Here is an 11,993-nt window from a genome sequence, read left to right on the forward strand (position 1 = left end):
GAATGCAAATAGACTCATACCTCTTGTGTGAGATAGGAATCGACTCTGTCATTCCGGCGCGCTTTATATCATATTTTACGGCTTACTGGCTAGAAAAAAATATCATTCCCCACGGGTGCACCGCTTGATGTACAGGTTTATCATGTTGCATCGATGTTGCCAGCTTGCGCTCCTGCCAGCGCTTGTTAAAATAAGCTATCAGCACGATACAGTGCCTATCAAATAAAATAGAGATTACCGATGTCTGTAAATATAAAAACCGCAGAAGAAATAGAAAAGATGCGTGTTGCCGGCCAGCTTGCGGCAGATGTACTCGAAATGATTGAACCTCATGTCAAACCCGGTGTAACGACAGAAGAACTGGATCAAATCTGCCATCGGTACATCACAGAAACCCAACAGGCCATTCCTGCACCGCTCAATTATCATGGCTTCACAAAATCCATTTGTACGTCCATCAATCACGTTGTCTGTCATGGTATTCCGGCAACTGAAGATAGTATGTACGGTCAAATTAAACGTCCGGCAGTGCTGAAAGATGGTGACATCATCAACATTGATATCACCGTTATTAAAGACGGATACCACGGTGACACTTCCAGAATGTTCTTGGTTGGCGATGTCTCTCCGGCAGATAAGCGTTTGTGTATGGTGGCACAAGAAAGCCTTTATCTGGCAATGAAAGTGGTGAAACCCGGCATCCAGTTGGGTGAAATCGGCACTGCTATCGAAAAGTACATCAAAACGAACAATAAAAATAATCCACGGATGAAGTTTTCTATTGTGAAAGATTACTGTGGTCACGGTATCGGCGCCGGATTCCATGAGGAACCACAGGTTGTTCACTATAAAAACGGTGACAGAACTGTACTGCAACCGGGAATGACATTTACTATCGAGCCGATGATCAATGCGGGTAAGTTTAGCTGCCGTCTGGACGAAGAAGACGATTGGACAGTCTATACCGCAGATTGCAAAAACTCAGCGCAGTGGGAACATACACTCCTCGTCACCGATACGGGTTGTGAAGTGCTCACCTTACGCAAAGACGAAACGATTTCCCGTCATTTACACAATATCTAAATCAGAATCAGCCTGCATGTCGTGATGCCCTCGGATATTGCAGGCACTTTTCTTCCGCGAAGAGATACGACTCACCACTCAAAACGCTATAAACTCGCTTCATCATGGCTGTTTTTTCCAATTGGACGCGAAGGGAAAAGGTAGGCTTCTGAATATATCTTTGATAGATTCATATTCATAAACAAGATGTATGTCGCATGGATGCTACTAATATGCATGTTCAATCCCCACTTACACTACAAGATAAACAACTGACGCTCGCCTCGCTGAAAAATCAGCTGGAAATGTTTGCTGATGAGCAAAAACAGCAATTTCTGGATGCTCACTTAGTACCGGATTTAGTTTATGGCCGAGCAGAATATATGGATCAATTGCTGCAACGTTTATGGCAGTCTTACAATTTCCATCAGATCGACGAACTCACCTTGATCGCGGTCGGTGGTTATGGCAGAAAAGAACTTCATCCGTTGTCAGATATCGATATTTTAATTCTTTCCAAACAAAAGCTTCCGCCCCAGGTTCAGACACAGATCAGCAAATTCATTACACTTCTCTGGGATTTAAAACTTGAAGTCGGTCATGCCGTCAGAACCATTGCAGAGTGCAGTTTGATTGGCCGTGAAGATTTAACCGTCGCAACAAACCTACAGGAAGCCAGAAGGCTCGCCGGTTGCGAAGAGATATTTCATCAACTTAAACTCATCATTCTGTCAGAATCGTTCTGGCCGACAGAGACGTTCTACCGAGCCAAAGTTGAGGAACAGAAAGCACGTCACGCCCGTTATCACGATACCACTTATAATTTAGAACCCGATATCAAATCAACGCCCGGTGGATTGAGAGACATTCACACGCTCAGTTGGATAGCCAGACGACATTTCGGGGCAACCTCATTATTCGAAATGAGTAGCCACGGTTTCCTCACTGATGCCGAATACCGGGAGTTGGCTGAATGTCAGGAGTTTTTATGGCGGATACGTTTTGCGCTGCATCTAGAACTCAAACGCTACGATAATCGCCTAACGTTTGCCCATCAGGCTCAAGTTGCTGAACATCTGGGTTTTCAGGGAGAAGGCAACCATGCTGTTGAGATGATGATGAAAGAGTTTTACCGCACACTGAGACGGGTGGCTGAACTCAATAAAATGTTACTCAAGCTCTTTGATCAGGCTATTCTGGATGAAGACAATACTTCCCTGCCGACAATTATCAATGACCATTTCCAAAAACGTGGCAACCTGATCGAGCTTCGGACCGAAGGACTTTTCCAACAATATCCGGAAACGATTCTGGATATGTTCATCCACATTGCGAACGATTCTCAGATTGAAGGCGTTGCCCCGACGACCATGAGACAACTCAGAACAGCCCGACGCCGACTCAGTTATTTTTTACACACGCTCCCTTCAGCCCGAGAGAAGTTCATGGAATTGGTCCGGCATCCGAATGCGCTGACCAAAGCTTTCAGTCTGATGCATCGTCATGGCGTCTTATCCGCGTATCTGCCGCAATGGAGTCACATTGTCGGACAAATGCAGTTCGACCTCTTTCATGTTTATACTGTCGATGAACACAGTATTCGTTTGCTCAAACATATCCGGATTTTCAGTGATCCCAAAAATCATGAACATCATCCGATCTGCTGTGAAATTTACCCTCGCTTGCAAAAGAAAGAACTACTGATTATCGCGGCTATCTTCCATGATATCGGTAAAGGACGTGGCGGTGACCATTCAGAAATTGGGGCGGTAGAAGCCTATGATTTCTGTATTGAGCATGGTTTATCAAAGCCCGAGGCAAAATTGGTATCATGGCTGGTGCAAAATCATTTACTGATGTCGGTAACCGCACAGCGACGCGATATCTATGATCCGGAAGTGATTATCGAGTTTGCGAAAACAGTACGTGATGAAGAATATCTTGAGTTTCTCGTCTGTCTGACCGTTGCGGACATTTGTGCAACAAATCCGGAATTGTGGAATAGTTGGAAAAGAACCTTACTGGCGGAACTGTTTTATTCGACCCAACGGGCACTTCGCAGAGGTCTGGAGAACCCGGTAGATGTCAGAGAGCGAATCCGACACAACCAGCAACTCTCTTCAGCTTTATTAAGAAAAGAAGGCTTTAGTCTGCAAGAGATTGATTCGTTATGGCAACGTTTCAAAGCAGACTATTTCTTACGCCATTCGCATAAACAAATTGCTTGGCACTGTACGCATATGTTGCGCCACCAAGCACCAGATGAACCGCTGATCTTAATCAGTAAGAAAGCCACCCGTGGCGGCACGGAAATTTTTGTTTATACCAAAGATCAACATGCACTGTTTGCTACAGTTGTCGCTGAACTTGACCGCAAAGGCCTGAATGTTCATGACGCTCAGATCATGACCAGTAAAGATGGTTACGCACTCGATACATTTATGGTGCTGGACCAAAATGGAGATACCATTGATGCGGAGCGCCATCAAACACTGACATCTCATATCCACCGGGCTATCGGACAAGGAACGCCAGCCCTGCATAAAACCCGCAGAACCCCCAGTAACTTAAAACACTTCACGGTCAAAACGCAGGTTGATTTTCTGCCGACCAAGAGTAAAAAACGCACACTCGTTGAATTTGTAGCACTGGATATGCCGGGGTTACTGGCAACGGTCGGTGCAACATTTTCTGAACTGGGATTTGATATTCACGGTGCCAAAATCACGACCATCGGTGAAAGAGCTGAAGACTTATTTATCATTACCAGTACCACACATGGCAAGCTGAGCATTGAAGAACAAGAAAATCTGAGGCAGGTTTTAATCGAAAATGTAGATGTGCTTATGCCCCACTAAGTGGGGTTACCCCCACTCAAACCGAGTATCAATAGAGCGATCTATACCACAACTTTCAAGGCAAAATAGGAACATGCGCTACCTCAACCGAGAATAGGCTGATACATTGATATGATTACTAGCCATCAGAGAGATAGCCTATGTTCCCACACCTCAGCAATCTGGGAATCAATGATCCCACCCAAATAGAACGCTACACCGTCCGTCAGGAAGCCCTGAAAGATGTGCTGAAGATTTATTTTCTTAAGCAAAAAGGAGAGCTGTTTGCGAAAAGTGTGAAGTTCAAATACCCGAGACAAGTGAAAAATGTACTGGTCGATGGGGGGAGTCAACAATACAAAGAGGTCACCGAAATCAGTCGTAATCTCACATTAGTCATTGATGAACTCAACCACATCACAACCCCAGAGCAACTCTCCGAACAAGACCTGAAAGAAAAAATACTCAGTGATCTGCGCCATCTGGAAAAAGTCGTCACCAGTAAGATCCACGAAATTGAAAATGATTTAATGAAATTAAAATGATGTGTAAGGTTCCCGCTTGGGAACCTTATTTTTCATCGCCAGCGTATTTCAGCCAAACCATCCGATACCAAAACCGATCCCAGCAAGCACAACCCCGGCCATCACACCGGCGAGCACGTCATCAATCATGATGCCGAATCCCCCAGCAACATGCTGATCCAGCCAACGAATCGGCCATGGTTTAACCATATCGAAAAAGCGAAATAACACAAAACCGAGAGCGATCCATGACCACTCGCCACTCCCCTGAACCATATAGGGAACGACTAACATGGTGATCCAAAAACCAACAAATTCATCCCAGACGATCGAACCATGATCATGAACACCCATATCGTCTGAAGTCCGCTGACAAATTTTTATGCCAATCAACGTCGCGAAGAGCGTGATGGCCACATAGATCCCAAATGGCAGCTGAGACAACAATAGATAAAATGGAATTGCGGCCAGCGTTCCCATTGTGCCGGGAATCACCGGGGATAAACCACTGCCAAATCCTGTCGCCAGTAAATGCCAAGGATTGCCAAGACTTAGGCGCTCTGTGGGTTTCATCAATTACTTCTCCTGCTGAAAATGATCATAACCGGCTAACTCCCACAACAAGGGATTGCCTTCATGATGTAATTCCCACTGTCCTTGAGACCGAATTTGTCCAATGCAAGTTAACGGTGTATTACAGTGAGACAGCGCACTTACCAATGAACCTTTGTTTTCGTCCGGAATGGTAAAACAGAGTTCGTACTCTTCACCACTTGTTAATGCATACTGTTGTGCTTTAACCATATCACCGCCCACATACTGTCGCAGTGCTTCAGAAATAGGCAGGCGACTTACGTCAATACTGGCTCCCACCCCTGACCCCGTCAGAATATGTTGGATGTCACTAATCAAACCATCAGAGATATCAATCGCGGCTGAAGCCTGTTTTAACAATGATTGTCCGGCAAGAATTCTGGGGGTCGCAAAGTAGTGACGCTTTTCGAGCTCCCGGCTCACATCATCAAGTGTTTGCTCCGCAGATAAAATCAGTTCTAACCCAGCTTTACTATCTCCCAGCGTTCCAGTCACATAAATCCAGTCCCCGACCTTTGCGCCATTGCGAGTTAAGGCTTGCGCTTCTGGCACGAAGCCATGTACTGTCAGCGTAATACTCAGCGGCCCTCTGGTGGTATCACCACCAATCAGTTGAATATTGTAGTAACTTGCTAACTCAAAAAAGGCATCACAAAACCGACTCAACCACACTGAATCCGTTTCAGGTAACGTCAAAGCCAGCGTACACCATGCTGGTGTCGCTCCCATCGCGGCCAAATCACTTAAATTAGACACCAGCGCTTTATGTGCGATCCAAGCCGGATCAGTCTCAGGAAGAAAATGGGTCCCAGAGACCATCGTATCTGTACTGATCGCAAGCCGGACTTGCTCGGGTACTTTGACAATCGCGCAATCATCGCCAATACCAAGCTGAACATCTTTACGCTGTGTTTGTCGTTGCTTAAAGAAACGATCAATTAAACCAAATTCACCAGTCATAAATTTTCCTGAATATGGAGAGATGATAATATCATGCACATAAAAAAGGCCAGCTTCTCGCTGACCTTCTTATTTTAATCGCTTTCTGCGTCTTACGAACACTTATTTCTTAAGAACACTTATTTCTTACGAACATGAGGCGCTGCTTTATCCAGCACACCATTGACAAATTTATGGCTATCTTCTGCTGCAAAAGATTTTGCTAATTCAATGGCTTCATTGATTACGACTTTATAAGGCACATCTCCACGACGCGTCATCTCATACATCGCCAAGCGAAGCAAAGCTAGTTCCATCATATCCAGATCTTGCATCGGACGAGAAGCATAGGGACGAATTTTGCTATCTAGCTCAATATGGTTCTGCACGACACCGGTGAGCAAATCGCGAAAATACTCAACATCGGTTTCAGGCGCGCGAAGTGCTGGCTCCGTTGAGTGATGCTCTTCTTCATCATATTTATCACTAGAGAGAAACTGAGCCTCAATCGTTGAGACATTCTCACGGGTAATTTGCCAAGAATAAATAGCCTGTAAAGCAAACTGGCGTGCATTACGACGAGCGGCTGGTTTCACATGAGCCCCCATTAGGAATCAATTGCGGAAAGAACATTAATCATTTCAAGTGCGCTCAGTGCAGCCTCTGCACCTTTATTACCAGCCTTGGTCCCTGCGCGTTCTATCGCTTGATCGATGGTATCGACAGTTAAGACACCAAAAGCGACAGGTAAGCTATACTCAAGAGAAACCTGAGCTAAGCCTTTATTACACTCATTACAAACATAGTCAAAGTGCGGTGTTCCGCCTCGGATCACGGTCCCAAGAGAGACGATCGCATCAAACTGACCGGTTTTTGCAACTCGCTGTGCGACAAGCGGCAGTTCAACGGCACCCGGACAACGAACAACCGTAATATTCTCATCACTTACCTGACCGTGACGTTTCAACGTGTCAATTGCACCGGAAAGTAAACTTTCATTAATAAAACTATTAAACCGTGAAATGACAATCGCAATTTTCGCGTGAGGTGCCGGGAGACCTCCCTCAATCACTTTCATAAACTTTCCTTAAAACTCTGTTCATCAGCGAGAATCGGCGGATTCTAGCATAGTTCCATGATTAATTTCTAATGGTATTTCTGAAGACGTCAGGAAACAGATTCCCTGTTTTCATCCAAGCGCCTCCCTCTCAGATGACTTACTGACTGATATACTCAACAACATTCAGTCCAAACCCACCCAATGCATGATATTTTTTATTCGCGGAGGAGAGCAACTTCATATCAGTGACACCCAAGTCAGCAAGGATTTGTGAACCCACACCGACACGGCGGGATGTCCCTTGTTTTTTTGCCATCGCAGGCGCTTCACCTTTATCCTGTAACTCAAACATCTTGACCCGATGAATAATCAGTTCCGAAGACTCTTCATTGCCGAGCAAAACTAACACACCACCTTCAACACTAATACGTTTCATCGCATCTTCAATACTCCAGCTCCGATCGGTATTCCGATCACTATGCAGGACATCCGTGAATGTGTTGATCAGGTGAACTCGGACAAGAGGAGCATCCTGGCTCTCTTGCTCTTTGACCAATGCATAATGAACTTGATTATCGATGACATCACGATAAGTGATTAAATCGAATTCACCATAAGCAGTTGGCAACTGACAAGTTGCAACACGCTCAATGGTTGTTTCCGTGTTGTTCCGGTATTCAATGAGGTCAGCAATCGTCCCGAGCTTAATTTGGTGCTTCTCGGCAAATACTTCCAGATCGGGACGTCTTGCCATGCTACCGTCTTCTTTAAGAATCTCGACAATTACCGAAGCCGGTTCAAAACCGGCTAATCTTGCCAAGTCACACCCGGCTTCAGTATGTCCGGCACGAATCAATACGCCACCATCTTGCGCGGCAAGAGGGAAAATATGGCCCGGTTGAACAAGATCAGAAGCCTTTGCATCAGGCGCAACCGCAGCCTGCACAGTCCGGGCACGATCACCGGCCGAAATCCCCGTAGTAACGCCTTCAGCAGCTTCAATCGAAACCGTAAAATTGGTGGTAAACTGGGCGTTATTATCTTGAACCATCGGCGCCAGTCCCAAATGCTGACAACGCTCTTTAGTCATCGTCAGACAAATCAGCCCCCGCCCATGCGTTGCCATAAAATTAATCGCTTCTGGTGTAATATGCTCTGCGGCAATAATCATATCACCTTCATTTTCACGATCTTCATCGTCCATCAGGATAACTATTTTACCCTGACGAATATCTTCGATAATTTCTTGGGGGGTGCTAATTGCCATCGTTCTTATCCTCGGTACTGAATTTAGTCTATTGTTCTGTATGATGCTTCAATGCAACCGCAAGCAACAAGTTGTTATCATTCAAGCAAAACCATTCTGCTGCAAAAATTCCAAGGTCATGGAACCGCTCTGTTCATGCTTATCAGTATCTCCGGCACTCAGTAAGCGCTCCAAATAGCGAGCCATGACATCGACTTCAAGGTTCACTTGTCGCCCGACCCGAAATGAGTGAATGGTGGTTTCTGACGATGTGTGGGGAATAATCGTCAGTTTAAAAGCGTTGTGGCGTAATGCATTGACGGTCAGACTAATCCCATCCACAGTGATAGAACCTTTTTCCGCCACATAACGGCAAATCTCTTCCGGTAAAGCAATCCAAAATTCAATCGCTCGCCCGACCTGAGCGCGCTCAATAATCTCACCAACCCCATCGACATGACCGGAGACAATGTGTCCGCCAAACCGAGTCGTCGGTAACATTGCTTTTTCCAGATTGACTCGATCGCCCGCCTGGGCATGGGCAAAACTCGATTTATTGAGTGTTTCCAACGATAAATCAGCGGTATAACTTCTTTCCGTCATCTCAACAACCGTCAGACACACACCGTTGGTCGCAATGCTATCACCCAATTTCACGTCTGACATATCCAGAGAACCGACTTCGACCTGAATGGAAACATCTTCACCTTTCGGGGTAATCGCGGTGAGAGTCCCGATAGATTCAACAATACCAGTAAACATGATGTTACTCTTATATTTGTACTTTGGGGGAATGATACTGCGGTATCACAGTCATACGAATGTCGGGGCCAACCCGAACCACATCAGCGATATCGAGCTGAAATACATCTTGCATCGATTCAAAACCAAACCGACCAAACAATCCTCTTCCGTCACTGCCCATTAATTTGGGAGCCAGATAGAGAATAATTTCATCGACTAACTGCTGTGACAGCAATGCCTGCGAGAGTGTCGCCCCCGCTTCAACCCAAAGATGATTGATTTGATGCTTGTCAGCTAATTGGCATAGCAGAGCACGGAGGTCGAGTTTTCCTGTTGAGTCAACAGCAACACAAATATCCGCGTCGTCCTGCCCGACAGTCAATACAGCCCCGTCGCCATCATACAGTTTCAGTCCGGCATGTAAGCGGTGGTGCTGATCTAAAATGATTCGTACCGGTTGACGCATCTCAGCCAATGGATACCGCTGACCAACCGATTCAGGGAGCGCGTGATGCCGAACTGTCAGGGCCGCATCATCTGCAATCACCGTTTGGCTGGTTGACAAAATTGCACTGGCTTTGGCCCGAAATTTTTGCACATCAGCCCGGGCTTCCGAAGAAGTGATCCATTGACTGACACCGTTTGCTAAAGCAGTCTGCCCGTCAAGGCTGGCAGCCATTTTCAGCTGAACCCATGGCATCCCGGTTTTCATTCGTTTGAGGAAAGTAGGATTGAGTGCGTTTGCATCTGCTTCCAGTAATCCAGTCAGGACTTCAATGCCTGCGGCTTGCAGCATCGCAATTCCTCGGCCGGCCACTTGCGGATTTGGATCTTGCATCGCACAAATAACTTTGACTACGCCAGCCTGAATCAAACCTTCAGCACAAGGGGGCGTTCGACCATAATGAGAACAAGGTTCCAGTGTCACGTAAGCGGTTGCGCCTTTCGCTTGCGCGCCAGCCTGCCGCAACGCGTGAACTTCCGCATGAGGGCCACCAGCCTGCACATGATAACCTTCCCCGACGACCTGACCGGCTTTCACCAGCACACAGCCTACATTAGGGTTGGGCGTTGTGGTGTAAACACCTCGCTTTGCTAATGCGATCGCTTTTGACATCATTTGATAGTCAAACGCGCTAAAAACACTCATCAATACAGCCTTCTAGTCTTCCAGTCTGGCAATTTCTTCACCAAATTCCCGAATATCTTCGAAACTCCGGTAAACCGAGGCGAAACGAATGTAAGCGACTTTATCAAGCTCTTTCAGCTGTTCCATCACTAAGTTACCAATCAAGTCACTAGGGACTTCTCGCTCACCCGTCGCTCGCAGCCGTGACTTAATCGTACTGATGGATAGGTCAATGGCATCAGCACTGACCGGCCGCTTTTCCAGCGCCCTCAGCATACCATTGATCATTTTATCTTCATCAAATGGTTCACGGTTACCATTTGACTTAATCACTCTGGGCATCACCAGCTCTGCGGTTTCAAATGTTGTAAACCGCTCATGACAAGCCAGACACTGTCGGCGACGACGCACTTGGTGTCCATCGGCAACCAAACGCGAATCGATCACTTTCGTATCATTTTCCGAACAAAAAGGACAATGCATAACACCTCCACTCCAATGAGAGTGAGTTTAACGGAATTGCTAACAGGAGGGAAAGAAAAAGGGGCAAAAATGCCCGCTTCTCACACAATCCATTTGATTCATCTAAAAATATCAACTTCTGGACAAATAATCGGCTCGGCCGACCCACTTATAACTGGTGAGTTCTGCGAGTCCCATGGGGCCCCGGGCATGTAATTTCTGCGTTGAAACAGCGACTTCAGCACCTAAGCCAAACTGAGCACCGTCAGTAAATCGCGTTGAAGCATTCACATACACCGCCGCAGAATCGACAGCATTAATAAATTGTTCAGCATGATCGAGTCTGTTAGTCAAAATCGCATCCGAGTGACTCGCATGATGCTCTCGCATATGTTGAATCGCTTGCTCGAGATCCGCCACAACTTTTACACCCAGCGTATAACTTAGCCATTCGGTATCAAAGTCACCATCCTGAGCCGTCCTCAGAGATGCAGCGCCCGTCAGACCGGCCTGTGCTGATGCATCGGCAACAAAAGTCACCTTATCATTCAAACGCTGCGCCAATTGGGGTAAAAACTCAGCGGCGATCTGCTGATGAACCAATAATGTATCTAAGGCATTACAGGCAGATGGACGTTGTACTTTAGCATTTTCAATCACATCCAGAGACCGATTCAGGTCAGCACTAGCGTCGATAAACATATGGCTGATACCAAATCCACCAATAATCACGGGTATCGTACTATTTTCCTGACACATTTTGTGTAGTCCGGCACCACCGCGTGGAATAATCATATCGACGTATTGATCCAGCTTCAGGAGCTCGCTGACCAAGGCTCGGTCCGGATTCTCAATATATTGAACCGATGCAGCCGGTAATCCGGCTTTTTCCAATGATGATTGAATGACTTTAACCAGTGCCATATTTGAGTTGAACGTCTCTTTTCCGCCCCGCAATATACTCGCATTACCGGTTTTCAAACATAGCGCGGCAATATCGATCGTCACATTGGGACGAGCTTCATAAATGACGCCAACAACGCCCAACGGCACACGACGCCGAGAAAGAGACATGCCATTTTCCAGAATGCGACGATCCATTTCCTGACCCACAGGGTCCTGTAGACCAACCACATTCCGGACATCACTGGCAATGTCGGCTAAACGCTCGGTGTTGAGTAATAACCGATCCAACAAAGCGTCACTTAATCCCGACTGGCGCCCCAGCTCAATATCCTGTGCATTCGCTGCCAAAATGGCATCACGGTTTGCTTCAAGCGCATCGGCAATCATGGTTAAAGCTCGGTTTTTATGTGCCGTTGTTGCTGTTGATAATTGAAAAGCGGCTTCTTTCGCGGCTTTTCCCGTCAATATTAGGTCCACGCTATACTTCCTT

General features: G+C 46.4%; 12 protein-coding genes. 3 read left to right on the forward strand and 9 right to left on the reverse strand.

Annotated features, from left to right (window positions below):
• Positions 1 to 240 precede the first annotated feature (240 nt).
• The 3 genes from map (at position 241) to OCU60_RS13375 (ending at position 4,444) form a co-directional block, all read left to right on the forward strand.
• Entirely contained in the window at positions 241 to 1,083 is an 843-nt protein-coding gene (gene map, locus OCU60_RS13365; protein ID WP_074371696.1) for a type I methionyl aminopeptidase, read from the forward strand.
• A 212-nt stretch (positions 1,084 to 1,295) separates the two neighbouring features.
• A complete protein-coding gene (gene glnD / locus OCU60_RS13370) occupies positions 1,296 to 3,920 on the forward strand; it encodes a bifunctional uridylyltransferase/uridylyl-removing protein GlnD (RefSeq protein ID WP_074371697.1) in 2,625 nt (874 codons plus the stop codon).
• Positions 3,921 to 4,060: 140 nt separating this feature from the next.
• Positions 4,061 to 4,444, forward strand: coding sequence for a DUF3461 family protein (locus OCU60_RS13375; RefSeq protein ID WP_074371698.1), 384 nt, complete (start codon positions 4,061 to 4,063; stop codon positions 4,442 to 4,444).
• Positions 4,445 to 4,492: 48 nt separating this feature from the next.
• Here OCU60_RS13375 and pgpA read toward each other — a convergent pair whose 3' ends face one another.
• The 9 genes from pgpA to OCU60_RS13420 all read right to left on the reverse strand — a co-directional run bounded on the left by pgpA (position 4,493) and on the right by OCU60_RS13420 (position 11,980).
• Positions 4,493 to 4,999: a phosphatidylglycerophosphatase A gene (pgpA, locus tag OCU60_RS13380; protein WP_162493847.1), complete on the reverse strand. Its 507-nt coding sequence runs from the start codon at positions 4,997 to 4,999 to the stop codon at positions 4,493 to 4,495.
• Positions 5,000 to 5,977 (reverse strand): thiamine-phosphate kinase, encoded by a 978-nt coding sequence (gene thiL, locus OCU60_RS13385; RefSeq protein ID WP_074371700.1) that lies wholly within the window; start codon positions 5,975 to 5,977, stop codon positions 5,000 to 5,002. It lies immediately after the preceding gene.
• A gap of 119 nt (positions 5,978 to 6,096) precedes the next feature.
• Entirely contained in the window at positions 6,097 to 6,564 is a 468-nt protein-coding gene (gene nusB / locus OCU60_RS13390) for a transcription antitermination factor NusB (protein ID WP_074371701.1), read from the reverse strand.
• Positions 6,564 to 7,034 (reverse strand): 6,7-dimethyl-8-ribityllumazine synthase, encoded by a 471-nt coding sequence (gene ribH / locus OCU60_RS13395; protein ID WP_074371702.1) that lies wholly within the window; start codon positions 7,032 to 7,034, stop codon positions 6,564 to 6,566. The genes nusB and ribH overlap by 1 nt, the downstream gene beginning before the upstream one ends.
• Before the next feature lie 139 nt (positions 7,035 to 7,173).
• Positions 7,174 to 8,283: a bifunctional 3,4-dihydroxy-2-butanone-4-phosphate synthase/GTP cyclohydrolase II gene (ribBA, locus tag OCU60_RS13400; RefSeq protein WP_074371703.1), complete on the reverse strand. Its 1,110-nt coding sequence runs from the start codon at positions 8,281 to 8,283 to the stop codon at positions 7,174 to 7,176.
• Positions 8,284 to 8,364: 81 nt separating this feature from the next.
• Entirely contained in the window at positions 8,365 to 9,024 is a 660-nt protein-coding gene (locus OCU60_RS13405) for a riboflavin synthase (RefSeq protein ID WP_074371704.1), read from the reverse strand.
• 10 nt (positions 9,025 to 9,034) lie between these two features.
• Positions 9,035 to 10,156 carry a bifunctional diaminohydroxyphosphoribosylaminopyrimidine deaminase/5-amino-6-(5-phosphoribosylamino)uracil reductase RibD gene (gene ribD / locus OCU60_RS13410; RefSeq protein WP_074371705.1) on the reverse strand — a complete coding sequence of 374 codons (1,122 nt, stop codon included), beginning with the start codon at positions 10,154 to 10,156 and terminating at the stop codon, positions 9,035 to 9,037.
• A 12-nt stretch (positions 10,157 to 10,168) separates the two neighbouring features.
• The gene (gene nrdR, locus OCU60_RS13415; RefSeq protein ID WP_059121427.1) at positions 10,169 to 10,618 is read right to left on the reverse strand and encodes a transcriptional regulator NrdR; all 450 of its coding nucleotides are present in this window, start codon (positions 10,616 to 10,618) and stop codon (positions 10,169 to 10,171) included.
• 111 nt (positions 10,619 to 10,729) lie between these two features.
• Entirely contained in the window at positions 10,730 to 11,980 is a 1,251-nt protein-coding gene (locus tag OCU60_RS13420) for a glutamate-5-semialdehyde dehydrogenase (protein ID WP_074371706.1), read from the reverse strand.
• Positions 11,981 to 11,993 lie beyond the last annotated feature (13 nt).

Source organism: Vibrio spartinae, assembly GCF_024347135.1.
GTDB lineage: Bacteria > Pseudomonadota > Gammaproteobacteria > Enterobacterales > Vibrionaceae > Vibrio > Vibrio spartinae.

What these genes read in the sequence shown, in the direction of transcription:
- map (WP_074371696.1), top strand. Translation starts at nt 241, where the DNA reads ATGTCTGTAAATATAAAAACCGCAGAAGAAATAGAAAAGATGCGTGTT.
- glnD (WP_074371697.1), top strand. Translation starts at nt 1,296, where the DNA reads ATGCATGTTCAATCCCCACTTACACTACAAGATAAACAACTGACGCTC.
- OCU60_RS13375 (WP_074371698.1), top strand. Translation starts at nt 4,061, where the DNA reads ATGTTCCCACACCTCAGCAATCTGGGAATCAATGATCCCACCCAAATA.
- thiL (WP_074371700.1), bottom strand. Translation starts at nt 5,977, where the DNA reads ATGACTGGTGAATTTGGTTTAATTGATCGTTTCTTTAAGCAACGACAA.
- nusB (WP_074371701.1), bottom strand. Translation starts at nt 6,564, where the DNA reads ATGGGGGCTCATGTGAAACCAGCCGCTCGTCGTAATGCACGCCAGTTT.
- ribH (WP_074371702.1), bottom strand. Translation starts at nt 7,034, where the DNA reads ATGAAAGTGATTGAGGGAGGTCTCCCGGCACCTCACGCGAAAATTGCG.
- ribBA (WP_074371703.1), bottom strand. Translation starts at nt 8,283, where the DNA reads ATGGCAATTAGCACCCCCCAAGAAATTATCGAAGATATTCGTCAGGGT.
- OCU60_RS13405 (WP_074371704.1), bottom strand. Translation starts at nt 9,024, where the DNA reads ATGTTTACTGGTATTGTTGAATCTATCGGGACTCTCACCGCGATTACC.
- ribD (WP_074371705.1), bottom strand. Translation starts at nt 10,156, where the DNA reads ATGAGTGTTTTTAGCGCGTTTGACTATCAAATGATGTCAAAAGCGATC.
- nrdR (WP_059121427.1), bottom strand. Translation starts at nt 10,618, where the DNA reads ATGCATTGTCCTTTTTGTTCGGAAAATGATACGAAAGTGATCGATTCG.